The sequence below is a fragment of the Streptomyces malaysiense genome (genome assembly GCF_000980885.2).
Classification (GTDB): domain Bacteria; phylum Actinomycetota; class Actinomycetes; order Streptomycetales; family Streptomycetaceae; genus Streptomyces; species Streptomyces malaysiense.
The window spans coordinates 1-23,791 of sequence record NZ_LBDA02000066.1; the positions used below are offsets into that span (position 1 = coordinate 1).

Genomic DNA, 23,791 nt, shown 5'->3' on the forward strand with positions numbered 1-23,791 from the left:
GCTCCGCCTTGAACGGCATGCCGTCGACCTGGGTCAGCGCGCGGGCGTCCACCAGCCAGCGGGCGCGCAGCAGTCGGGTGAGCTGGCCGAGGTTCATCTCCGGCACGAGCACGGAGCGGTAGCGGGACAGCACGCCGCCGAGGTTGGCGGGGAAGGGGTTGAGGTGGCGCAGGTGGGCCTGGGCGATCCGGCCGCCGCCGGCCCGTACGCGCCGTACCGCCGCCGTGATCGGCCCGTAGGTGGAACCCCAGCCGATCACCAGGGTGTCCGCGGTGCCGTCGGGGTCGTCCACGGTCAGGTCGGGCACGAGGACGCCGTCGGTCTTGGCCTGGCGGGTGCGGACCATGAGGTCGTGGTTGGCCGGGTCGTAGGAGATGTCGCCCGTGCCGTCCTGCTTCTCGATGCCGCCGACGCGGTGCTCCAGGCCGGGGGTGCCCGGCACCGCCCAGGGGCGGGCGAGGGTCACCGGGTCGCGGAGGTAGGGCCAGAACTCGTCGCCGTGGTTGGGGGTGGTGGCGAACTCGACCCGCAGGTCAGGGAGCTCGTCCACCTCCGGGATGCGCCAGGGTTCGGAGCCGTTGGCCAGGTAGCCGTCCGACAACAGGAACACCGGGGTGCGGTAGGTGAGGGCGATGCGGGCGGCGTCGAGGGCGGCGGTGAAGCACTCGCCAGGTGTGGCGGGTGCCACGACCGGCACCGGGGCCTCGCCGTTGCGGCCGTACATCGCCTGGAGCAGGTCCGCCTGCTCGGTCTTGGTGGGCAGGCCGGTCGAGGGGCCGCCGCGCTGGATGTCCACGATCACCAGCGGCAGTTCGAGGGAGACCGCGAGCCCGATGGTCTCCGACTTCAGCGCCACGCCCGGCCCCGAGGTGGTCGTCACCGCGAGCGAGCCCCCGAAGGATGCGCCGAGCGCGGCACCGATCGCGGCGATCTCGTCCTCGGCCTGAAAGGTCCGCACACCGAAGCTCTTGTGCCTGCTCAGCTCGTGCAGGATGTCCGAGGCCGGCGTGATGGGGTACGAGCCGAGGAACAGCGGCAGTCCGCTGCGCACGGAGGCGGCGACCAGGCCGTGGGCGAGGGCCAGGTTCCCGGAGATGTTGCGGTAGATGCCGGGGGCGAAGGCGCGCTGGGCCGGGGCGACCTCGTACGAGACGGCGAAGTCCTCTGTGGTCTCGCCGAAGTTCCAGCCGGCGCGGAACGCGGCGACGTTCGCCTCGGCGATCTCGGGGCGGCGCGCGAACTTGGTCCGCAGGAACCGTTCGGTGCCGTCGGTCGGCCGGTGGAACAGCCAGGACAGCAGACCGAGCGCGAACATGTTCTTCGCCCGTTCCGCCTCCTTGCGCGACAGCTCGAAGCCGGCCAGGGCGCCCACCGTGAGCGTGGTCAGCGGCACCGGGTGCACGGTGAACGCGGCCAGCGAGCCGTCGTCCAGCGGTGAGCCGTCGTACCCGGCCTTGGCCAGGTTGCGGGGCGTGAACGCGTCGGTGTCCAGGATGACGTCGGCACCGCGCGGCAGGTCGCCCGTGTTCGCCCTCAGCGCGGCCGGGTTCATCGCCACCAGCACGTCGGGCGTGTCGCCCGGGGTGAGGATGTCGTGGTCGGCGAAGTGCACCTGGAACGACGACACTCCGGGCAGGGTCCCGGCGGGCGCCCGGATCTCGGCGGGGAAGTTCGGCAGCGTCGACAGGTCGTTGCCGAGCGAGGCGGTCTGCGAGGTGAACCGGTCCCCGGTCAGCTGCATCCCGTCCCCGGAGTCCCCCGCGAAGCGGATGACCACGCGGTCGAGGGTCCGGGTCGGCTTGGGCTCCCGGGGCTGTTCGAGGCTCCGCTCGCGGTGCGGTGCGGCGGGCTCGGCGGCGATGGTCACGACGTCCCCTCGCGGTCGGTCTCACCGAAAAGGGTGAGGAAGTAGTTGATGTCTCCGGTCAGATCGGCGAGGAGCGAGCGCAGACCGGGGTCCGCGGCACCGCTGCCGCCGGTTCGGGCGTCGTGTCGCAGCAACGCGTCGTTACGGCGCAGCGCGCGTCCGGACAACGGCAGCGACCCGGCGGACAGATAGCGGATCGCGCCCTCCGCGTCCCGCTTCGGGATGACCTCCGACTTCGCGTAACGGCTCGCGCTGAACGGGATGTCCAGCGTGCCGCGCTCCAGCGCCGCGGTGACGGCGGCCCGCAGATCGCGCTGCTCCAGCAGGGGTTCGACGATGTCGGCGACCTCGGTGAGGATCCACTCCTGCTCCTCGGCGACCCGGTCCGCGTCCACCGCGACGAAGTCGAGCAGCGGGGAGTTGGCGCGGGCGGCGAGTCGGAGGCCCTCGATGTTGGCCCGCGTGTCGGGGATGCCGTACGCCTCCTGGTAGGTCTTGGTGATCAGCTTGGAGGCGCCACCGAGCCGGGCGACAAGGGCACCGTAGAAGATCAGGTCCTCGGCGTGCGCGCGGCCCTTGGGGAAGACGCCCATGAACTCGTGGAAGACCGCGTGCACTTGGACCCCGGGCGGCAGATAGCGGCGGGCCAGCAGCGGGATGCTGCGCAGCGCGGCGACGTCCTGGACCAGATGGCCGCTCTGCGGATAGGCGACGGAGATGCAGCGCACCCCGGCGCGGGCCGCGAGCACGGCCTCCACGACGCTGATCGCGAGGCTGATCGAGGGCGGCACCAGGACGGCCGTCAGCGTGCCGAACAGCTCCCGGTCGACGACCAGGCCGAGCTCGGCGAGCCGGCCGCAGACCCGGTCCACGTCCTCCCAGGCGGCGAGGGACTCCGCGACCGGGACGGCCTTGGAGTAGGGCAGGTTGTAGGAGATGCCGCCGCCCTCGAACGAGGTGATCCCGGAGGCCACCGAGACGTCGAAGAGGGCGCGGGCGTCGGGCGAGCCGTGGCGGATCTCCAGCGGCGCGGCGACGGACTCGTTCAGCTCCCGGCCGCGCCGCCAGCCATGGGTGACCAGCGGGTAGCCGTTGAGGTCCGCGGGGTCGCGGTTCAGGGTGCGCAGCGCCTGCTCGAACCGCTTGAGCCGGGTGTGGGAGTCGATGGTCAGGGTGAGGAGGTCGGGCGCCGCCTCGTTCTCCAGGTCCCGCAGCAGGGCCTTCATCTCCTCGTGGCCGCCGACGCCGCACCGGGGCTGGATCGCCACCCGGCCCGACTCGCGGGCGTCCTGGAGGACCTGGGCGGCGGTGGGTTTGCCGAGGCCGGCGACGTAGTCCACGGAGTCCTCGAGGGAGGGCAGGGCCCGGTTGCCGTGGGGGGCCTCCCCGGCGCGGTCCGCGCCGAGGAGGACGACCTTGCCGCTCATGACACGGCCAGCAGCGGCTCGGCCGCCGGGCGGGTGGCGCGCAGCTCGTCGAGGACGGCGGGCAGCACGGCCGGGTCGTTCACGATGCGGTCGACACCGAGCCGGTGGAGCCGCTCCAGGGCGGAGGGGTCCTTCCTGCTGCCGACCGACAGGTTCCCGCCGACGACGACGGGGCACCGGATCGTGCCCTCGGCCTTGGCGGCGGCCAGGTCGCGCAGGTCCTCGTGCACATGGCCGTTGAGGCTGCCGATGACCACCGCCTCGGCATCGGGATGCTCCCGGCAGGCTTCCGCGAACTCCTCGACCGGGGTGCATGTGCCGAGGTTGACGACGGTGAATCCGATACCGCGCAGGGCATGGGCGATCAGGTGGTTGGCCACGGCGTGGGCGTCGCTCGCGGCCACTCCCAGGATGATCTTCCGCTGCTGCATGGGTAACGTGCTCCTCTGGAGTGGGGTCGGTCGGCCCGGCGGTCGGCCGTGCCGGGGCCGCGTCGGCGGTCGGCCGGCGCGGTGCGGTGCGTACTTCAGTCGTCGAAGGCCGCGAAGAGCTCGCGCTTGCTGACCTGCGGGAGCCGGGCGACGTCGTACTCGGCCGGGTCGGCGTCCGCCAGGGAGTCGAAGACGTAGTTGATGGCGGGGACCAGCCCCCACACCTCGCGGTACTCCGGCCAGCCCTTGTGGCCCGACTCGATGTCCCGCTTGCGGGCGAACAGGTAGTCGGCCCACTCCCGGCTGGACGGGTAGCGGTGGTGGTAGTCGTGCACCACGGTGTCGCCGGTGAGCACGAGGTAGCGCGTCGGGGCGTGCACGAACAGCATGCGCAGCGCCCAGCGGCTCCAGGCGAGGGCGCGGCGTCCGGCCGGCAGCGTCGTGGAGGGCGCGGGCTCGCCGATGAAGATGGCGTTGGTCAGGCCCGCGAAGTAGTCGCGGCCGCGCCGGACTTCGGTGCCGGCCGTGGGGAAGGTGTGCTTGACGCACAGCCGCAGGGTGTTGCTGACCTGGAACAGCGGCAGCAGCGGCACGAGCCACGCGAGCAGCAGGGCCGGCCAGGTGCCGGTGGCGATGGTGGTGGCGGCCAGGGCCGTGTAGAGCGTGCAGGCGGTGACCTTCTCGCCGCGTGCGGCGGTGCTCCAGAAGGAGCGCACCCGGGAGACGGAGAAGGCGAGGTGGAAGCGGGGGGACAGCAGCTTGCCGGTCACCCGGCGCCACATCTGGCCCCGTGTCATCCCGGGGCGCAGTTCGAGGCTGACCAGGAAGGCCTGGACGGTGGGGTCGCGCAGTGTCATGTGGTGGGCGGCGTGGTGGTCGCTGACGTGCTCACGGCTGTAGCGCTCGAAGTTCTGGATGACCAGCAGGCTGGAGATGGCCCGCCCGATGGCGGTGTCCAGCCGTCGGCGCCGGTACATGTTCCGGTGCGAGCACTGGTGGTAGACCATCATGCGCAGGTTGCGCAGGCCGTGCAGGGTGAGCGCCCAGCCGGGCAGCAGGGCGAGGAGCCACCAGCCGCCGAGCGCCCAGGCGGCCGAGGAGACGGCCGCGCCGGCGAGCATCGCGAAGGCGGCCGCCACCAGGTGGAAGGTCGGGGTCCACGGCAGCCGGGTCTGTTCGGCCAGCGGTTTGCCGGTGAAGACGGTGAGCGGGTACTGGAGGAAACCGGGCAGGGCCCGCATGGTTTCCCGGGGGTCTGCGGGTTCGGTCGCGCCTTGCGAACGGGCGCTCCTGATCTCGACATCGGTGAGGGACACGCGTCATCTCCTAGTCCGGGGAGTGTGCGTTCCAGCAGTGCAGGCCGAAATGGCTGCGGAATTCCACGAGGGAATGGGAAAGAGAACTCCGCCGAGGGCGCGCTCCAGGTGGCACCACGGCAATTGCGCGGGCCAGGAGGGCATGATGAGCCCCCTGGCCGCCTCGGGGACGGCTCAGCCGCTCCGACGCGATGCGGAGTGGTGCGCCGGGATCTATTTCTATCCCGAGTGCCGCGGGCTGTGAATTGGACTTTCGTTCATGACGCGATAGGCGTGTGCGACGAGACCGGCCTGAAGCCGGGATTCCACCTGGAGTTTACTGAGGACCTGCGCCACATGTGCCTTGACGGTGCGTTCGGTCACGCGGAGGCGTGCGGCGATGCTGCGGTTGGAATGGCCGGCGCCGAGCATCAGGAACACCTGGTGCTCGCGCGCCGAGAGGTGGACGACCCCGGCGAGCGCGTCGGACCAGTCGGGCAGCGGGTCGAGGGGGTCGGGGCCGCGACCGGCGTACGCGACGGCTCTGAACCTTAACGGCGCATCGGACATCGTTGCTCCCCCGTCGTGGTCTGCTGATCATTCATAAACGCGGAGACAAGACTAGACTGACATACATAAGGAGACGCAAGTACAAGTATTCGGTGACGTGAGTCACAGCCCAGATGCCGCGAATGCGGACATGCGCCCACAAACAACCCCTTCACATCTCGCATACCGAGACAGATTCCTGGTCGCAGCCGTGAGCCTCTAGGTCAATCTTGGTTGGCGGTGTAACTTTGCATCGCACTTGTACCGCGCACCTCAACCCGCCTTGCCCTCCTGCGGCAAGGCGGTCGTGTTTGTTCTCATCGGCTCTGATCGAAGGTGAACGTACGTGGAGCGCTTCCCGTGCACAGGTGGCGTCCCCATAGCCGTCGTCGGTATGGGGTGCCGTTTTCCTCGCGCCAACAACACCGAGGAATTCTGGGATCTTCTGATGACCAACTCCCAGGCTGTCTCCCGGATTCCCGAGGACAGATTCAACATCGACGACCATTACGCCGGCCGGTCCCCCTCTCCAGGCAAGACCGTGTCACGGGACGGCGGTTTCCTCGACGACGCGTTCTCGTTCGACGCCGGATTCTTCGGGATTTCGCCGGTCGAGGCCAGAAGCATGGACCCCCAGCAGCGGATCCTGCTGCACGTCGTATGGGAGGCGCTGGAATCCGCGGGAATCGCCCCGGCAGGTCTCGCCGGTTCCCGTACCGGTGTCTTCGTCGGCCAGGCCACCGCCGAATACGGCGAGACCGGCCGCCCGGACGAGGGCCCCGGCGTCCGCGACACCGTGGGCGGCCGGCTGCGCGCGGTCACCGCGGGCCGGGTCTCCTACGCGCTCGACCTGCGCGGCCCCAGCCTGGTCCTGGACACCGCCTGCTCCTCCTCGCTGGTGGCCGTGCACGCGGCCCGGCAGAGCCTGCTGACCGGCGAGAGCGGCCTGGCCATCGCGGCGGGCGTCAACATCATCGTGTCCCCGCGGGACTCCATCGCCTACTCGCAGGGCGGCATGCTGTCGCCCGACGGGCGGTGCCGGTTCGGGGACGCCTCGGCCGACGGGTTCGTGCGCAGCGAGGGCGTCGGCGCGGTCGTCCTCAAGCCGCTGCCGGACGCGCTGCGCGACGGCGACCCCGTGCTCGCCCTGCTGCTCGGCAGCGCGGTCACCAACGACGGCCAGGGCAGCGGCCTGCTGCTGAAACCCTCGGTCTCCGGACAGGTCCGGATGCTCCGCGACGCCTGCCGCAGCGCGGGCATCGAACCGTCCCAGCTGGACTACGTCGAGGCGCACGGCACCGGGACACCCGCCGGTGACTCGGTGGAACTGCGGGCGCTGGCGGAGGCGGCCGGCGGCGAACGGCCGCTGCGCTGCGGCTCGGTGAAGACCAACATCGGGCACGCCGAGGCCGCCGCGGGCATCGCCGGGCTGATCAAGACGGTGCTGATCGCCCGCCACGGCGTCGTTCCCGCCTCCCTGCACCTGTCCGATCCGCATCCGCTGCTCACCGGCGAACGGCCGGCCGTCCGCGTCGTCACCGAGAACACACCGCTCGCCAAGGCCGGCCCCCAGGGCCTGCTCGGCGTCAGCTCCTTCGGCCTGTCCGGCACCAACGCCCACGTCGTCGTGGGCGAGTTCGTCGACCACCGGCCGCCGGCCGGACAGCGGACGCCCGCCGGCCCGCATCTGCTGGCCCTGTCCGCCCGCTCCGCCGCCGCGCTGCGCCGGCTGGCGAGGGCGTACGCGGAGCACCTCGGCCCGCACGGCGCGGGCCGCGACCAGGAACTCGGCGCGATCTGCGCGACCGCGGCGACCCGTCGCGAAGCGGGCCCCCACCGGCTCTGGGCCATCGGCACCTCGCACGACGAACTGGCCGCCGCCCTGCGGGCGTTGGCCGACGGTGAGCAGACCCCCGACGGCGGCTTCGGCGAGGCGGGCTTCGGCGGCCCGCGCCGCCCCGTCTTCGTCTTCTCCGGCCAGGGCTCGCAGTGGCTCGGCATGGGCCGGGGCCTGCTCGCCTCGAACAAGTCCTTCCGCACCGCGCTGCGCGCCTGCGACCAGGCCGTCCGTGCGGAACTGGGCTGGTCCGTCGAGGAGTTGCTGACCCGGGAGGCCGACCGCTTCCCCGGCGGGGTGGAGATCGTCCAGCCCACGCTGTGGGCGGTACAGGTGGCCCTGGCGGCGGCCTGGCGGGGCCTCGGCGTGGAGCCGGAGATGTGTGTGGGGCACAGCATGGGGGAGGTGGCGGCGGCCTGCGTCAGCGGCGCGCTGTCGCTGCGGGACGCTGCCGCGGTGATCTGCCGCCGCAGCCGGCTCATGCGGCGCGTGGCGGGCGGAGGCGCCATGCTCGTCGTCGAGCTGTCCGCGGACCGGGCCCATGAGGTCGTCTCCCGGATCCCGTCGGTGTGCGTGGCCGCCGAGAACTCCCCCGACTGCACGGTGCTCGCCGGCGCCCCGGACGCCCTCGCCGCCCTCGCGGCCCGGCTGGAGGCGGACGGGGTGCTGTGCCGACTGGTGGACGTCGACGTGGCCTCGCACTCACCGCAGATGCGCCCGCTGCACACCGAACTTGCTGTCGGACTCGTGCACTTGAGCCCGGCGCAAGCAGCCACCGGGCTGTTCTCCACCGTCCGCGGCGCGCCGGTGGCGGGTCCCGAACTGGACGGCGGCTACTGGGCGGACAACCTGTGCGAACCCGTGCGGTTCCACGCGGCGGTACGACGGCTCGCCGTCGAGGGCGAGGCGCCGGAGAACGTCTTCCTGGAGATCAGCCCCCACCCGGTGCTCACCGCCTCGGTCATCGACACCCTCGCCCACCACGGGGTGCCCGGCACCGCCGTACCCTCGCTGCGCCGGGGCGCCGACGAGGCGGCCGAACTCCTGCGTGCCGCGGGCCGGTTCTTCGCGGTGGGCGGCCCGGTGGACTGGACGCGGTGGTACGGGCGCCCCGTACGGCCGGTGCCGCTCCCCCACTATCCCTGGGAGCGCACCGAGTTCCGGCAGGCACCGGCCGCCGCCCCGCGCCGGGCGCCGAGCGCCCTCACCGGCCGGGTGGAGCTGGGCCGGTGGGGCATCGCCGGCTGGGCCGAGCAGCTCGGCGTGGCCGGAACGACCGTGCTGCCGCCCGCCGTCCAGGTCGCCGCCGTACTCGACACGGCGGCGCGCAACATCCCCGGGACGTTCGCGGTACGGGACGTACGGCTCGCCCCCGCCCCCGTGCCCCTCCCGGACCCCGAGGCGGCCGTGCTCGCCGTCGCCCTGGAACCGTCCGGCGACTCCTGGCGGGCGGTCGTGGAGCTGGAGCAGCCGGACGGTGCGGAGCCGGTCCCCTGCTCCCGCGCGTCGCTGTCCCCGGTGGACGGGTGCGCGGGGCGCCGGGCGCCGCGCGCGCTGGACCACGCCCTGGCCCGCTGCCACGAGTTCCTGTCCGCCGCCGGGTTCCGCGCGCTGGCGGGCGGCTACGGGCTCCGCGTCGGCGAGTCGGCCGGCGCGGTGGAGCAGCTGTGGCGGCGGCGCGGTGAGGCGGTGGCCCGGATCCGGCTGGCCAAGCCCGCGCCGGGGCTGTGGGAAACGGCGCTGCTGCCGCTGGTGGCGGCCTGGCCCGAGGCGCGGCGCGCCGGCGAGGAGGACCGCGGCTTCCTGCCCACCGGCATCGACAGCGCCCAGCTCTACGGCGAGCTGCCGGAGGACTTCTGGAGCCTGGCCGTCGTCACCCCCGGTCCCGACGCGCGTCAGGCGCGCGGCGAGGTGCTGGTGCTCGACGGGGACGGGCGGGTGCTGGCGGAGTTCCGCGGGATCGCGCTGCGCCGACCGGGGGAGCCCGGACGCGCGGGGCGGCCCGAGTGCCCGCCCCTCCCGGCGGCGGCATCCCTGGTCCGCGCGCTGCCGGCCCGGCTGGGCGCGCCCCGGCTCGACCCCGCGCGTCCGCTGCTGTCCCGCTTCGCCACCATGATCCGGCCACCGGCGGCCCGGCGGGGACTCCGCCTCGGCGGACATCCGGCGGAGCCGGCCGCACCGCACCGGCCGGAGCACCGCGCCGCGGCTCCGACGGGGGCCACCGCGCACCCCGACCCGGCGCACACGGTCGCCGCGCACCCCGGCTCCGCGCCCCTGGTCGCCGCCCCCGCCGAGCGCCCGGCCGCGCACCCCGCCCCGCCTCCCGGCCCGTCCCCCGCCGACGCACTCCTCGCCGCCGCCTCCGAGGTGCTCGGCGTCGCACGGGCCGATCTCGACCCGCGCCGCTCCCTGCGCGACCTCGGACTCGACTCGCTCATGGCCGTCCAGCTCCGCAAGCGGCTGAAGACCGGCTGCGGGGTGGACATCACCGCGGGACGGCTGCTGGGCGCGGAGAGTCTGGAGCGGATCGTGCGCGGCCTGGTGGTGAAGGCCGCGCACGTGTAGGCCGGTCCGGGCAGCAGCGTTCGACACGGGGCCGTCGCACCGCACTGGTGTGACGGCCCTGGCTCATATGGTGAAGTCGAACTCGCCCCCATAGTTAGACTGTGGTATAAAAATTGTGCCAAAGCCTCGAAACTTCCAGTCGTTGTCAGCCCCGTGAAGCGGAGATGAACATGGCTCCTGGTCCGTCAGGCGGGACGCAGTCGCCCGGCCGACGCGAACGCAACAAGCAGCGCGTCAAAGAACGCCTCTACTCATCCGCGCTGGCCCTGTTCACCGAGCAGGGCTACGACCGCACGTCGGTGGACGAGATCGCCGAACGCGCCGATGTCGCCCGGGGCACCTTCTTCAACTACTTCCAGCGCAAGGAAGACGTCATCAGCGCCTGGGGGGAGGAGCGGCGGACCAAGTTGCTCGGCTACCTGGAGCAGGAAGACGCCCACAGCTCGCACTCCGTCGCCCAGCTGGTGCGGTGCATGTCGGTGCTGGCCCGGATCAACGAGGAGGAGCAGGAGGTCACCACGGCCATGCTCTCCGCGTGGGTGAAGGCCGGGCGGCCGTTGAGCGAGGAGCCCTACGTCGCCCAGATATTCGCCGACATCATCGAGTCCGGCGCCCGCTCCGGCGAGCTCGTCCCGGACCTCGTGCCCGAACGCGTCGGCAATCTGCTGCGGGACGTCTACTTCGGCGCGCTCTACCGCTGGTCGCAGCACGCGCGGGACGGCCGGCGGGGGGAACTGGACGAGGAGCTCCAGGCGGTCCTGAAGGTGCTGCTGCACGGCATCGCCGCCGTGCAGCACGTCTGACCGGCGCGAGTCCCTCCTCGGCCGCGGCCGGTCGGGACGCGCGTGCCGCGCCCGTCAGACGGTCCGCGGAACCCAGCCGGGCAGCGCCTCCGCCCGCTGCGTCCACTCGGCGGGTGGTGCGCCCGCCTTGCCCGCGGCGAGGACGCCGCCGACGATCGCGCAGGTGGTGTCCACGTCGCCGCCCACCCGCGCCGTCGTCCAGAACGCCGTCTCGAAGTCGCCGAGGCCGCGCGCGGCGGACCACAGGGCGAAGGGCACGGTGTCATGGGCGGTCCTGCGGCGTCCGCAGCCCAGCACGGCGGCGACGGTTCCGGCGTCGCCGTAGTCGAGCATGTCGCGGGCGCGGCGCAGTCCCTGGCCGACCGCGCTCTTCGGGACGAGTGCGATCACACCGTCGAGGAACGCCTCGGGGGCGGGCGGGCCGTCCGGCGAACCGGCCAGGGCCGCGGCCGCCGCCACCGCCATGGCGCCGACCACCGCCTCCCGGTGCTGGTGCGTGGGGTAGGCCGAGATCTCCGCCTGGTGGGTGGCCTGTTCCGGGTCGTCCGCGTACCAGGCGCCGAGGGGCGCGGTCCGCATCGCGGCGCCGCTGCCCCAGGAGCCCCGCCCGTGGAAGAGGGCGGCCGCGGGTCCGCGCCAGTCTTCGCCCTGCCGGACGAGGGCGAGCAGCCGGCTCGCGGTGGGGCCGTAGCCCCGGTCCGGGTCGTGGTGGTCGGCGAAGGAGCGGGCCAGGGCGTCCTGGTCGATGCGCTGGTGCGCGGCGAGCACGGCGAGCACGGAACAGGCCATCTCGGTGTCGTCCGTCCACGGCCAGGGGCCGGGCGGCAGCTCGCGGCGCTTGACCAGGAAGTGATGGGCCGGGACGAGGAACTGGGCACCGAGGGCGTCCCCGACGGCCAGTCCGCGCAGGCTCGCCAGGGCGCGCTCATGGCGTCCGTGGAGGGAGAAGTGTGCGGTCATCGCTCCGCCACTCTATCCGGTGGCCCAGTCCGGCACCGGTTCACGCCAGTGTTCGAAGGGCCGGTCGAGTGTGTAGCGGCCGTCCTCGCCGAGTACGAGCACGCGCATCTCGGCGTTGTCCGGATTGGACAGGGACTCGAATTCGGCGACCGTCCAGTGGAACCAGCGCATGCAGAACAGCCGCATCGCGAGGCCGTGGGTCACCAGGAGCACGTTGGGCGGGTGGTCGGGGGCCTCGAAGCTGCGGAAGAGGCTCTCCAGGAAGCCGCCGACCCGGTCGTAGACGTCGGCGCCGGACTCGCCCTGCGGGAAGCGGAAGAAGAAGTGGCCGTAGGCGTCGCGGTATGCCTTCTGCACGCGCACGTCGTCGCGGTCCTGCCAGTTGCCCCAGTCCTGCTCGCGCAGCCGGGGCTCCTCGCGGACGCGTATGAGGCCGGGGTCGAGCCGGAAGGCGCGGAGGGTCTCGTGGGTACGGCGGTACGGGGAGACGTACACGCTCACGCGTTCGAGGCCGAACAGCTCCCGGAGCCGTTCGCCGGCCGCCTCGGCCTGCCGCCGGCCGAGGTCGGTCAGCGCCAGGGCGTGGTCCGGTTCGCGCTCGTACACGGAGTCGTCGGTGTTGCCCGTCGACTCGCCGTGCCGGACGAGGACGATGCGCCGTGGTCGTGCCATGCCGAAACCCTAGAGCGGGGGACGGGGAACCGGGCAATCCAGCACGGCCCGTACGGCGGACGTCACAGGAACCGCTTTCATACCGGCCGGGCGGTATGTCGCGCTAGACCGTCCAGGACGGCTCCAGGTCGACGATGTCGCCGGAGAGGGCGGCGATGTCCGCCTCGGTCTGGGCGCGCAGGGCGAGGCGTTCGATCCGCTCGGTGCGGTACTTGCCGTGTTCGGCGGCGGCCCGCCACATCGACAGGATCAGGAACTCCTGCTCGGGGGCCTCGCCGAACATCCCGCGGATCATGCCGGGCGAGCCCGCCATGGCCGGGTTCCAGACCTTCTCCTGCATGAGGGTGAAGTGCTCCACACGTTCCTCGTGGACCCGGCACAGGGCGATCCTGAGCAGATCGGAGTCGGTGAAGCGGGGCTCGAAGCCGGTCTTCACGTCGAACCGGTACTCGAACAGCTTGACCTGGGCGTCCTTGAAGGTGCCGACCTGGGCGGCGGCGAGCCGGTCGTGGGAGCGGGCCATGAAGGAGTCGTAGAAGGCGCGGCTCTCCCAGAAGGCGACGACGTGCGCCACGTCGGGCCGCCGCCTGCTCCAGCCTCCGCCCTGTCCCCTGAAACCCGGCTCTCCCGGGAGCCCCGCCCATTTCCGCTGCCCCCGCTCGAACCCCCGGCGGTCCACCACGGTGCAGCGAATCCACTTGACCAGCACCGCGCCATCGTAAGGCCACCGGGCGTGGCGTCGGTCACGCTCCGCGGGAGTTCGTCCGCGCGCATGGGCCGGAGTACATGGCACGATGGACAAGAATCCTCGGCTGCACAGGAGTTGAGGACGTGGTCCCACAGGGAAGGGGAGGCCCGGTGACCGGTTTCAGCAAGGGAATGCGCAAGCTAGAGGTAGCGGTCAGGTGGGACCCCAGCCCGACGGGTACGGCGCCCACGGACCTCGACATCATCGCGGCGACCTTCGACGCGCGGGACCCGTACGGCGCGCCGGCCTACCTGGTGCACTTCGACAGCCGTTCGCCCGACGGCACCATCTTCCTCAACCGGGACAGCACGGACGGGCGGGGCTTCGGCTGGGACGAGGTCATGACCCTGGAGGTCGACCGGCTCAGCGAGCGCTACGGCCGCGTGGTGGTGGGCGTCGTCATCCAGCAGCAGCCCGCCCGGCGTACGTTCTCCGGTGTCCTCAACCCCGCCATGCGCGTGCGCGAGGGCTACACCGTCCTCGCCGAGGACGACTTCACCGCCGTCCATGACGCCACGGCCGCCACCATCGCCGAGTTCATCCGCAACGACTCCGGCGAATGGGTCTTCCACCCCGGCGTCCACGGCTTCCAGGAGGACCCGGAGTCCTTCACCCGGGTGATGGGGCGCACCCACCAGGCCTGACGGCCGGTCCGCACGGCGGCACGAGGGCGGGGCCGGGCCGACTCCCGGGTCACACCGGGGACAGCGCCCCCGCACCGCGCGGACGCCTCCGGTACCGGCCGGCGTCCGCCGCGCCGGGTGCCGAACGGCGAGGGGGCGCCGACCGGCCGGTCGGCGCCCCCTCGCTTCAGCGGGTCACTCGCGGAGCGTCAGCTGCAGCCGCTCGTCGAGCCGCAGCCCTCGCAGATGTAGCAGGAACCGGCGCGCTGCATCTTGGTGCCGCAGGAGAAGCAGAGCGGGGCGTCGGCCTGGATGCCCAGCTGCATCTCCACCAGTTCGGCGCTGGTGTGCGCCTGCTTCGGGGCCGGCGCGGCGGTCTCCGCCTCGGCCTTCGGGGCGGCGACTGCCGTCAGCTCCTGGGCGCGCGGCGCCGACTGGGCCAGGCCCTCGACGTCGACCTCGTCGTCGGCCGGCTCGTAGGAACCGGTCTCCAGGTGCCGCTGGCGCTCCTCGGCGGAGTGGATGCCGAGCGCGGAGCGGGTCTCGAAGGGCAGGAAGTCCAGCGCCAGGCGGCGGAAGATGTAGTCCACGATGGACTGCGCCATCCGCACGTCCGGGTCGTCCGTCATGCCGGCCGGCTCGAAGCGCATGTTGGTGAACTTCGAGACGTACGTCTCCAGCGGCACGCCGTACTGGAGGCCGACGGAGACCGCGATGGAGAAGGCGTCCATCATGCCCGCGAGGGTCGAACCCTGCTTGGACATCTTCAGGAAGACCTCGCCCAGACCGTCGTCCGGGTAGGAGTTGGCGGTCATGTAGCCCTCGGCGCCGCCGACGGTGAACGACGTGGTGATGCCGGGACGACCCTTCGGGAGGCGCTTGCGGACCGGGCGGTACTCGACGACCTTCTCGACCGCGGTACGGATCGTGTCCTCGGCCTTCTCGGCGATCTCGGCCTTCTCGTCCTCCTTCTTCTTGGCGGAGAGCGGCTGGCCGACCTTGCAGTTGTCGCGGTAGATCGCGAGCGCCTTGACGCCGAGCTTCCAGGCCTCGAAGTAGATCTCCTCGACCTCCTCGACGGTCGCCGACTCCGGCATGTTGACCGTCTTGGAGATCGCGCCGGAGATCCATGGCTGGATCGCGGCCATCATGCGGACGTGGCCCATCGGGGAGATGGCCCGCTCGCCCATGGCGCAGTCGAAGACCTCGTAGTGCTCCTGCTTGAGACCGGGGGCGTCGATCACGTTGCCGTTGTCGGCGATGTGGGCGACGATCGCCTCGATCTGCTCCTCCTGGTAGCCCAGGCGGCGCAGGGCCTGCGGCACGGTGCCGTTGACGATCTGCATCGAGCCGCCGCCGACGAGCTTCTTGAACTTCACGAGCGCGAGGTCGGGCTCGACGCCGGTGGTGTCGCAGGACATCGCCAGACCGATGGTGCCGGTCGGGGCGAGCACGGACGCCTGGGAGTTGCGGAAGCCGTTCTTGTCGCCGAGGCGGACCACGTCCTGCCACGCCTCCGTGGCGGCGGCCCACACCGGGGTGTCCAGGTCGTCCATGCGGACGGCCTTGCCGTTGGCGTCGGCGTGCTGCTTCATGACGCGCTTGTGGGCGTCGGCGTTGCGGGCGTAGCCGTCGTACGGGCCGACGACCGCGGCCAGTTCGGCGGAGCGGCGGTAGGCGGTGCCGGTCATCAGGGAGGTGATGGCGGCGGCCAGGGCGCGGCCGCCCTCGGAGTCGTACGCGTGGCCGGTGGCCATCAGCAGGGCGCCGAGGTTGGCGTAGCCGATGCCGAGCTGGCGGAAGGCGCGGGTGTTCTCGCCGATCTTCTGGGTCGGGAAGTCCGCGAAGCAGATCGAGATGTCCATCGCGGTGATGACCAGCTCGACGACCTTCTGGAAGCGCTCGGCCTCGAAGGACTGGTTGCCCTGGCCGTCGTCCTTCAGGAACTTCATCAGGTTCAGCGAGGCGAGGTTGCAGGACGTGTTGTCCAGGTGCATGTACTCGCTGCACGGGTTCGACGCGGTGATCCGGCCGGACTCGGGGCAGGTGTGCCAGTTGTTGATCGTGTCGTCGTACTGGATGCCCGGGTCGGCGCAGGCCCACGCGGCCTCCGCGATCTTGCGGAAGAGCGACTTGGCGTCGACCTCCTCGATGACCTCGCCGGTCATCCGGGCACGCAGCCCGAAGTCGCCGCCCGCCTCGACGGCCGTCATGAACTCGTCGTTCACGCGGACCGAGTTGTTGGCGTTCTGGTACTGGACGGAGGCGATGTCGTCGCCGCCCAGGTCCATGTCGAAGCCCGCGTCGCGCAGGACGCGGATCTTCTCCTCCTCCTTGACCTTGGTCTCGATGAAGTCCTCGATGTCGGGGTGGTCGACGTCGAGCACGACCATCTTGGCGGCGCGGCGGGTGGCGCCACCGGACTTGATGGTGCCGGCGGAGGCGTCGGCGCCGCGCATGAAGGAGACCGGACCCGAGGCGTTGCCGCCGGAGGAGAGCAGTTCCTTGGAGGAGCGGATGCGGGACAGGTTCAGGCCGGCGCCGGAACCACCCTTGAAGATCATGCCCTCTTCCTTGTACCAGTCGAGGATCGACTCCATGGAGTCGTCGACGGCCAGGATGAAGCAGGCGGAGACCTGCTGGGGCTGCGGGGTGCCGACGTTGAACCAGACCGGGCTGTTGAAGCTGAAGATCTGGTGCAGGAGCGCGTAGGCGAGCTCGTGCTCGAAGATCTCCGCGTCGGCGGGCGAGGCGAAGTACTTGTGGTCCTCACCGGCCTTCCGGTACGTCTTCACGATGCGGTCGATCAGCTGCTTGAGGCCGGTCTCGCGCTGCGGGGTGCCGACGGCACCGCGGAAGTACTTGCTGGTGACGATGTTGACCGCGTTCACCGACCAGAAGTCGGGGAACTCGACGCCACGCTGCTCGAAGTTGACCGAGCCGTCGCGCCAGTTGGTCATGACGACGTCACGGCTCACCCACTCGACCTCGTCGTACGGGTGTACGCCGGGGGTGGTGTGGATGCGCTCGATGTGCAGCCCCTTGGTGCCCGCCTTGCCGCCCTTGGCGCGGGAACCTCGTGCCGGACCGCTCGCCGTCTCTGTCATGCCGCCTCCCTGTACGGGCAAAAACGCCCAGAAGTGCCCCGTTTGTTCCCGTGGCACGGTGTTCTGTCTTGTGTCGCGGGCACCTCAGCGTCCACCCGCGACAGGTCTTAGGTCGCCGCCTCGCGGCCGGAGTCCGGGCCCTCTCCCGGTCTCCCGCGCGCCGGTCAGTCGGCGGCTTGCGCGGGCTGGGGGACCTGGGAGGTCCCGCCGGCGCCGCGTTCGTCTTCCTGGCTCCCCGCGGCCGTCCCGCCCGCCGGGCCCGTCCCGTCCGCCGCGGGGTCGCGCGTCGCCCGCCTCAGTTCCGCGATGGCGGCCTCGAAGTCCTCGAGCGAGTCGAACGCCCGGTAGACCGAGGCGAACCGCAGATAGGCGACGAGGTCCAGTTCCTGCAACGGGCCGAGTATGGCCAGCCCCACGTCATGGGTGGTCAGCTCGGCGCTGCCGGTGGCCCGCACCGCCTCCTCGACCCGCTGGCCGAGCTGGGCGAGCGCGTCCTCGGTGACAGGCCGCCCCTGGCACGCCTTGCGCACACCGTTGATGACCTTGGTACGGCTGAAGGGCTCGGTGACTCCGGACCGCTTCACCACCATGAGCGAGCACGTCTCCACGGTCGTGAAACGACGGGAGCAGTCGGGGCACTGGCGGCGCCTGCGGATCGACGTGCCGTCGTCGGTCGTACGGCTGTCGACCACACGGCTGTCGGGGTGCCTGCAGAAGGGGCAGTGCATGATCTCCAACCCTCCTCACAGCAGACTCGACAGCCTCGCCGAGCCCCAGGGGCCCCGCGAAGCAGCCCTAAGCATAGGCGATCGCTGAACCGTCTCGGACCGGGGTCACCACAACTTGTGGGCCGCTGTAGCCATCCAACCACTACATGTGGGGATTGGCCCATTCGCCAAGGCCGGGTCGCGTGTCGCGCGGGAACGGCGGTCCGGTGCGCTCTCCGGGATCCGGGGCGCCCCGCCGGCGAAGGACACGCGGGCGCGTGACCGCGCCCCTGTGGCGCTTACGGAGATACCGTGGGCGCCGCACGGAGGACGCGTGGGACTCCGGCGCAGAACGGAACCCTCGTCCGGGCGGGACGGGTTCCGGATGGCAGACTGGGGAAGCATTCACGAGGTCGGCGACCCCGGCGGGAAAGAGTACAACGCACGACAAAGAGCGCTTTTGCCCGCCCCGCACCACGTCCGCCCATACACCCAAACACGCGACTGCGACAGGTGAAGCGCACTTTTTCACTCGAACGTGTGTTTGGCGCAACCTTTCGAAAGCAACTACCGTTGTCCAGCAGGGAGACCATCGAGAGGGGCCGACGTGACCACCACCGCAGACAGTGCCACCATCACCGCCCAGGACCGCTCCCAGGGCCGGGTCGAGCCGGTACACGCGATGAGCGAAGCCACGAATCCCGAGGGGCCCCGGCGCTCCCTGCCGGGCCGACCTCCAGGTATCCGGGCGGACAGCTCCGGACTCACCGACCGGCAGCGTCGCGTGATCGAGGTCATCAGGGACTCCGTGCAGCGGCGCGGGTACCCGCCGTCCATGCGGGAGATCGGCCAGGCCGTCGGCCTCTCCAGCACCTCCTCCGTGGCACATCAGCTGATGGCACTGGAGCGCAAGGGCTTCCTGCGCCGCGACCCGCACCGCCCGCGCGCCTACGAGGTCCGCGGTTCCGACCAGGCCGTCTCGGTGCAGCCCACGGACACCAGCGGCAAGCCCGCCGCCTCGTACGTGCCACTGGTCGGCCGGATCGCCGCCGGTGGACCGATCCTCGCCGAGGAGTCCGTGGAGGACGTCTTCCCGCTCCCCCGCCAGCTGGTCGGCGACGGTGAGCTGTTCGTCCTCAAGGTCGTCGGCGACTCCATGATCGAGGCCGCGATCTGCGACGGCGACTGGGTCACCGTCCGCCGCCAGCCGGTCGCGGAGAACGGCGACATCGTGGCCGCCATGCTCGACGGCGAGGCCACGGTGAAGCGCTTCAAGCGCGAGGACGGCCACGTCTGGCTCCTCCCGCACAACGCGGCCTACGAGCCGATCCCCGGCGACGACGCCACCATCCTGGGCAAGGTGGTCGCCGTACTGCGGCGCGTGTGACGCCCGCGGCGAGCGGACCCCGCTCGCCCCCTGACCGGGCCCCGGAACCTCTGCGCCGGTTCCGGGGCCCTGCCTTGTGTCTACTTGTGTCTATGGGCCCCCACACCCATGGGCCGGGCCCGGCCAGGGGCTCACTCGGCCTCCGCCTGCTTCGCCACCGCGTCGATCGCCGAGAGCGACCTGCGGGCCTGGTCGCGGTCCGTGGTGTACCAGAAGTCGGGCAGGGACGCCTTGAGATAGGAGCCGTACCGCGCCGTGGCGAGGCGCTGGTCCAGTACCGCGACCACGCCCCGGTCCCCCGACGCGCGCACCAGACGGCCGGCGCCCTGGGCCATCAGCAGGGCGGCGTGGGTGGCGGCCACCGCCATGAATCCGTTGCCGCCCGCGTCCTCCACCGCCTTCTGGCGGGCGCTCATCAGCGGGTCGTCGGGGCGCGGGAACGGGATCTTGTCCATGACGACCAGCTGGCAGCTTGCCCCGGGGACGTCCACGCCCTGCCACAGCGACAGCGTGCCGAAGAGACAGGTCTTCGGGTCGGCCGCGAAGTTCTTGATCAGCTCGCCGAGCGTCTCCTCGCCCTGGAGCAGGATCGGGTACTCGGGGATCCGCGAGCGCAGTTCCTCGGCGGCGAGCTGCGCGGCCCGCATGGAGGAGAACAGCCCGAGGGTACGGCCGCCGGCCGCCTGGATCAGCTCCGTCAGCTCGTCGAGCATGTCGCCGCGGTCTCCGTCCCGCGCGGGACGGGCCAGGTGCTTGGCCACGTACAGGATGCCCTGCTTGCGGTAGTCGAAGGGGGAGCCGACGTCGATGCCCTTCCACTGCGGCAGGTCCTCGCCCTCGACGCCCTCGGGGCCGAGCCCGAGCGAGGCGCCGACGCCGTTGAAGTCGCCGCCGAGCTTGAGGGTCGCGGAGGCGAGGACGACGGCGCGGTCCGCGAACAGCTTCTCCCTGAGCAGCCCCGAGACGGACATGGGGGCGATGCGCAGGGAGGCGCCGAAGCGGTCGTGCCGTTCGTACCAGACGACGTCCCACTCCGAGCCGTTCAGCACCCGCTCCGCCACGTCGTGGACGGTCTCGACCGAGGCCAGGGCCTGCTTGCGGACGGCGTCCTCGTCCTGGACGGACTTGTCGCGGGTGGTGCCGAGCGCGGAGATGACCGTACGGGAGGCGTCCCGCAGCGTCATCAGGGCGTAGCCGAGATCCTCCGGGATCTCCTCCAGCCGGCCCGGCAGGGCCAGCTCCATCAGCCGCTCGAAGCCCTCCGCGGCGGTCTGCAGCTGGTCGGCCGCCTTCTCGTTGACCAGTTTCGCGGCGCGGCGCACGGCCCGGTTGACCTGGCCGGGGGTCAGCTCGCCGGTGGCGACGCCGGTGACCCGGGAGACGAGTTCATGCGCCTCGTCCACGATCAGCACCTCGTGCTGGGGCAGCACCGGGGCGCCCTCGATGGCGTCGATGGCCAGCAGCGCGTGGTTGGTGACGACGACCTCGGCGAGCTTGGCTCGCTCGCGGGCCGCCTCCGCGAAGCACTCGGCGCCGTACGCGCACTTGGTGGCGCCGAGGCACTCCCGCGAGGAGACCGACACCTGCGCCCAGGCCCGGTCCGAGACACCCGGGGTGAGGTCGTCCCGGTCACCGGTCTCGGTCTCGTCCGACCAGTCCCGCAGCCGCAGCAGGTCCTGGCCCAGCTTGCTGGTGGGCGCGGCGGCCTCGAACTGGTCGAAGAGGCCGTCCTCCTCGTCCTGGGGCATGCCCTCGTGCAGCCGGTGCAGGCACAGGTAGTTGGAGCGACCCTTGAGCATCGCGAACTCGGGGCGGCGGCGCAGCAGCGGGTGCAGTGCGTCGACCGTACGCGGCAGGTCGCGTTCCACCAGCTGGCGCTGGAGGGCGAGGGTGGCCGTCGCGACGACCACCCTCTCCCCGTGCGCGAGCGCGGGCACCAGATAGCCCAGCGACTTTCCGGTGCCGGTGCCGGCCTGGACCAGCAGATGGGAACCGTCGTCGATCGCCTCGGCGACCGATTCGGCCATGGTCACCTGGCCGGGGCGCTCCGTGCCGCCGACCGCGGCGACGGCGGCGTGCAGGAGTTCGGGGAGGGAGGGCTTCGTCATAGCCCGACCACCCTACGGCCCGGGGCTGACAATCGGAGGCCGTTCACACCCATGGTGAGACCCCGCTCACTCGACGCTACAGAACATCGCGCAGCACCCGGTCCCGGATCATGAGCGCGGCCCGCTTGCCGGGCAGGTCGACCTCGGCCGCGTACCGGAAACCGGCACCGAGGAACGCGGCGAGCGAGGGCGTGTTGCGGTGATCGGGTTCGGCCACGACGCGTGCGCAGGCGGGGCGCCGGTCGAGGACGAGGTCCGCCACGGCCCGCAGCAGCGCCGAGCCGAGCCCCCGGCCGCGGTCGCCGGCGGCGCCGAGGAGCAGGTGGATGCCGGTGTCGTGGGGCAGGACCGGGCAGTGGAGGGCGAGCGGGTCCAGGTCGGCGCGGTAGATCTCCCAGTAGCTCATCGGGGCGCCGTCCAGCACGCCGAGGCAGGGCACGCTCCGTCCGTCGCCGTCGAGTTGGGCGCGCAGATGGTCCGCCGTGCGGTGGCGGGGCCCGGCCAGTTCCCAGAACTCGGCCACGGCGGGGTCGTTCATCCAGGCGTGGACGAGGGGGAGGTCGCGGTCGAGGCGGACGGGGGCCAGCTGGAAGGTGCCGACGGGGGTCCGCACCGGTTCCCAGGAGGTGTGGAGGCCGTCGAGGAGGTCGTCGGTGAAGGCGACGGTCCCGTCGGTGAGGAGGTCCAGGACCGAGGTGGGCGCGGTGCGCACGTCGGTGGGCGGCACGGCGGGTTCCTCTCTGCTCTGCCCGAGGGCCTTACGGGTGCAGGGGGTTGGCGATGGTGACGTACACGGACTGGGTGTCGACCGGGCCGACGAGTTCGTCCAGACCGTGCAGCCGGGTCAGCAGGTTGGCCTTGCAGCGCAGGACGGGTGAGTCGAGCAGCCGGGCGGGCAGCGGGGTGCGCAGGGCCGCCGGGCCGGTGGCGAGGCCGGTGAGGAAGCGGCGGAAGGCGGCGAGGAGCAGGTGTTCGCCGGCGAGGTGCTGGGAGCCGAGGGCGCCGATCAGGCCGAGGACGTTGTTGACGGCGAGGTAGTACGCGAAGCGTTCGTCGGTGACCTCGTCGGGGACGAAGGTGTCGCTGTGCTCGCCGATGCCGGGCAGCCGGGCGTCGAGTTCGGCGCGGCGGGACGCCCGGAAGTAGTAGCCCTGGTTGTCGCGGTAGCGGCCGCCGGCGGGCCAGCCGTCGCGGTCGAGCAGGACGAGCGTGTTCTGCTGGTGCGCTTCGAGGGCGATGCCGGCCTCGGCGTCCAGCCAGAGAACGGGGCGGACGACGTGCTCCAGGTAGCGCAGGAACCACTCCGTGGCGACCGCGGCGACAGGACGGCCGGTGCGGTCCGCGAGCCCGGCGACGAGCAGGGCGAGCCTGGAGCGCATGGGCGGGACGGGGGCGCCGTCCCGCCCCGCGCCGGGCGCGAAGGGGGTGCCGGGGGCGAAGACGGTGGCGTCGGCCAGTGGCCGGGGCGAGATCAGTCCCGCGAGGCAGCCGGCGTCGTCGGCCGGGGTGAAGGGGTTGTGCCGGATCATCACGTCGAGGCCGGGCACCGGCCGCCCGTCCGGGTCGTCCACGGCGAGCCAGGCCGGGTCGCGCACGATGTCGAAGCCGGGGTGGGCGGCCTGCCACTGCTTGAACAGGCCCGCGCGCAGCAGCCGGTGCACCTCGACCCCGCGCCGCAGCTCCTTGCGCAGGTTCTCCCGGCGGGAGTTGGTGATGCGCAGCCCCAGCGAGAGCTTGAGCATCGCCGGGGCGCCGCGGCGGTAGACGGTGCGCACGGAGGAGGTGGGGTGCCAGGCGGGGCCGTGCGGGCCGAGGTCCCTGAGGAGTCCCGCGTCGAACAGCGCGGCGACCGGGGCGCGGTGCCGTACCTCGCGGGCCTGCCAGGGGTGCAGCGGGAGGGCGGTGTACCCGTCGGGCAGGGGCAGCGGGGTGCCCGCCAGCCGCCGGGCGAGGTGGTCGGCGGGGACGGGTCGGCCGCGCTCGGTCCAGGCCGAGTCGGTGGCGAGCACGGAGGGGGCCACGGCCAGCCAGTGCAGCGGGAAGGAGCCGCGCGTCTCCGGTGAGTAGAGGCCGGCCTCGGCCTCGGTCAGGCCCTCGCGGCTCTTGGGGGTGGGGTGCAGGGGGTGGCCGAGGAGGAGGGCCTGCTCGGCGCCGAGGAAGAGGTCGGGTCCGTCGGCGGGACGGGCGCGCCGGTCGCGGACGAAGACGGCGGTACGGCGGAGGGAGTCGGCGACTCGGGCCACCAGGTCGCCGTCGTCGCCCGCGCTCTCCCTGGTGAGCAGCGCCGCGAGGGTGACGGCGTCGACGGGCGGGGCGGTCTCGGGCGCGTCGGCGAACCGGGGCGGCCCGAAGCGGTGCCAGCCGGCCGGGGACCAGTACCGGACCGGGGCGAGCAGACAGGTGCCGGTGGCGGGCAGCACGATGCGCAGGGGGCCGGTCGTCGGGGCGCGCAGGCCGGTCTCCCGTACCCAGCAGCGCAGCAGGTTCTCCACGGTGGCGGCCCGCGCCGCGGCCGAGGCGTCGGGATCGTCCAGCGGCTCCGCGCCGGGCTCGCTCCAGCGGCCCGGATCCGCGATCCGCCGGCGCTGCCGCGGCACCGCCTCGGCGTACGGCGCGCCGGTCCCGGCGGCTCCCGGTTCTTCGGCGGCGCCGGAACGGCCGTCGGGGGTGGGGGTGGCGGTCAAGACGGCTCCTCGGGACGGGGG

At 72.2% G+C, this 23,791-nt stretch carries 17 protein-coding genes; 4 read left to right on the forward strand and 13 right to left on the reverse strand.

Features of this window, described 5'->3' with window-relative positions:
• From VT52_RS26545 to VT52_RS36055, 5 genes are all read right to left on the reverse strand, one after another.
• Positions 1-1,861: 2-oxoacid:acceptor oxidoreductase subunit alpha (locus VT52_RS26545; protein ID WP_071387667.1), on the reverse strand; the 1,861-nt coding region annotated here is incomplete at its 3' end.
• 2 nt (positions 1,862-1,863) lie between these two features.
• Positions 1,864-3,294, reverse strand: a complete 1,431-nt coding sequence (locus VT52_RS26550; RefSeq protein WP_079175279.1) for a methylaspartate mutase — start codon at positions 3,292-3,294, stop codon at positions 1,864-1,866.
• A complete protein-coding gene (locus VT52_RS26555; RefSeq protein ID WP_046426136.1) occupies positions 3,291-3,725 on the reverse strand; it encodes a cobalamin-dependent protein in 435 nt (144 codons plus the stop codon). Before VT52_RS26555 ends, VT52_RS26550 begins: the two co-directional genes overlap by 4 nt.
• Before the next feature lie 95 nt (positions 3,726-3,820).
• Positions 3,821-5,041: a fatty acid desaturase family protein gene (locus VT52_RS26560; protein ID WP_240509885.1), complete on the reverse strand. Its 1,221-nt coding sequence runs from the start codon at positions 5,039-5,041 to the stop codon at positions 3,821-3,823.
• 219 nt (positions 5,042-5,260) lie between these two features.
• Positions 5,261-5,590, reverse strand: coding sequence for a helix-turn-helix domain-containing protein (locus VT52_RS36055; RefSeq protein WP_079175280.1), 330 nt, complete (start codon positions 5,588-5,590; stop codon positions 5,261-5,263).
• Between the two features lie 325 nt (positions 5,591-5,915).
• Here VT52_RS36055 and VT52_RS26570 point away from each other — a divergent pair, with 325 nt between their 5' ends.
• Both VT52_RS26570 and VT52_RS26575 read left to right on the forward strand, forming a co-directional pair.
• Positions 5,916-9,971, forward strand: a complete 4,056-nt coding sequence (locus VT52_RS26570) for a type I polyketide synthase (RefSeq protein WP_143070919.1) — start codon at positions 5,916-5,918, stop codon at positions 9,969-9,971.
• A gap of 170 nt (positions 9,972-10,141) precedes the next feature.
• On the forward strand, positions 10,142-10,774 hold the full coding sequence (locus tag VT52_RS26575) for a TetR/AcrR family transcriptional regulator (RefSeq protein WP_046426164.1): 633 nt from the start codon (positions 10,142-10,144) through the stop codon (positions 10,772-10,774).
• A gap of 54 nt (positions 10,775-10,828) precedes the next feature.
• Here the strand turns inward: VT52_RS26575 and VT52_RS26580 are convergent, their stop codons facing one another.
• The 3 genes from VT52_RS26580 to VT52_RS26590 all read right to left on the reverse strand — a co-directional run bounded on the left by VT52_RS26580 (position 10,829) and on the right by VT52_RS26590 (position 13,115).
• A complete protein-coding gene (locus VT52_RS26580; protein ID WP_046426138.1) occupies positions 10,829-11,734 on the reverse strand; it encodes an ADP-ribosylglycohydrolase family protein in 906 nt (301 codons plus the stop codon).
• Positions 11,735-11,746: 12 nt separating this feature from the next.
• Positions 11,747-12,406, reverse strand: coding sequence for a histidine phosphatase family protein (locus VT52_RS26585; protein ID WP_046426139.1), 660 nt, complete (start codon positions 12,404-12,406; stop codon positions 11,747-11,749).
• 103 nt (positions 12,407-12,509) lie between these two features.
• The gene (locus VT52_RS26590) at positions 12,510-13,115 is read right to left on the reverse strand and encodes a YdbC family protein (protein ID WP_046426141.1); all 606 of its coding nucleotides are present in this window, start codon (positions 13,113-13,115) and stop codon (positions 12,510-12,512) included.
• Positions 13,116-13,264: 149 nt separating this feature from the next.
• Here VT52_RS26590 and VT52_RS26595 point away from each other — a divergent pair, with 149 nt between their 5' ends.
• Entirely contained in the window at positions 13,265-13,798 is a 534-nt protein-coding gene (locus VT52_RS26595; protein WP_046426143.1) for a TerD family protein, read from the forward strand.
• A gap of 188 nt (positions 13,799-13,986) precedes the next feature.
• Here the strand turns inward: VT52_RS26595 and VT52_RS26600 are convergent, their stop codons facing one another.
• Complete coding sequence (locus tag VT52_RS26600) at positions 13,987-16,884, reverse strand: vitamin B12-dependent ribonucleotide reductase (RefSeq protein WP_046426146.1); 2,898 nt, start codon at positions 16,882-16,884, stop codon at positions 13,987-13,989.
• Positions 16,885-17,048: 164 nt separating this feature from the next.
• The gene (gene nrdR / locus VT52_RS26605) at positions 17,049-17,612 is read right to left on the reverse strand and encodes a transcriptional regulator NrdR (protein ID WP_046426167.1); all 564 of its coding nucleotides are present in this window, start codon (positions 17,610-17,612) and stop codon (positions 17,049-17,051) included.
• 586 nt (positions 17,613-18,198) lie between these two features.
• On the opposite strand from nrdR, the gene lexA reads away from it, so the two are divergent.
• Positions 18,199-18,978, forward strand: coding sequence for a transcriptional repressor LexA (gene lexA / locus VT52_RS26610; RefSeq protein ID WP_046426148.1), 780 nt, complete (start codon positions 18,199-18,201; stop codon positions 18,976-18,978).
• 131 nt (positions 18,979-19,109) lie between these two features.
• Here the strand turns inward: lexA and VT52_RS26615 are convergent, their stop codons facing one another.
• From VT52_RS26615 to VT52_RS26625, 3 genes are all read right to left on the reverse strand, one after another.
• Positions 19,110-21,086 (reverse strand): ATP-dependent DNA helicase, encoded by a 1,977-nt coding sequence (locus tag VT52_RS26615; protein WP_046426150.1) that lies wholly within the window; start codon positions 21,084-21,086, stop codon positions 19,110-19,112.
• A gap of 76 nt (positions 21,087-21,162) precedes the next feature.
• On the reverse strand, positions 21,163-21,798 hold the full coding sequence (locus tag VT52_RS26620; protein ID WP_240509886.1) for a GNAT family N-acetyltransferase: 636 nt from the start codon (positions 21,796-21,798) through the stop codon (positions 21,163-21,165).
• Between the two features lie 46 nt (positions 21,799-21,844).
• On the reverse strand, positions 21,845-23,770 hold the full coding sequence (locus VT52_RS26625; protein ID WP_046426152.1) for an IucA/IucC family protein: 1,926 nt from the start codon (positions 23,768-23,770) through the stop codon (positions 21,845-21,847).
• Positions 23,771-23,791: the final 21 nt, after the last annotated feature.

Bases quoted from the DNA above. Each gene is read 5' to 3' on its own strand.
- nrdR (WP_046426167.1), bottom strand. From the start codon at position 17,612: ATGCACTGCCCCTTCTGCAGGCACCCCGACAGCCGTGTGGTCGACAGC.
- VT52_RS26580 (WP_046426138.1), bottom strand. From the start codon at position 11,734: ATGACCGCACACTTCTCCCTCCACGGACGCCATGAGCGCGCCCTGGCG.
- VT52_RS26550 (WP_079175279.1), bottom strand. From the start codon at position 3,294: ATGAGCGGCAAGGTCGTCCTCCTCGGCGCGGACCGCGCCGGGGAGGCC.
- VT52_RS26555 (WP_046426136.1), bottom strand. From the start codon at position 3,725: ATGCAGCAGCGGAAGATCATCCTGGGAGTGGCCGCGAGCGACGCCCAC.
- VT52_RS26600 (WP_046426146.1), bottom strand. From the start codon at position 16,884: ATGACAGAGACGGCGAGCGGTCCGGCACGAGGTTCCCGCGCCAAGGGC.
- VT52_RS26585 (WP_046426139.1), bottom strand. From the start codon at position 12,406: ATGGCACGACCACGGCGCATCGTCCTCGTCCGGCACGGCGAGTCGACG.
- VT52_RS36055 (WP_079175280.1), bottom strand. From the start codon at position 5,590: ATGTCCGATGCGCCGTTAAGGTTCAGAGCCGTCGCGTACGCCGGTCGC.
- VT52_RS26615 (WP_046426150.1), bottom strand. From the start codon at position 21,086: ATGACGAAGCCCTCCCTCCCCGAACTCCTGCACGCCGCCGTCGCCGCG.
- VT52_RS26575 (WP_046426164.1), top strand. From the start codon at position 10,142: ATGGCTCCTGGTCCGTCAGGCGGGACGCAGTCGCCCGGCCGACGCGAA.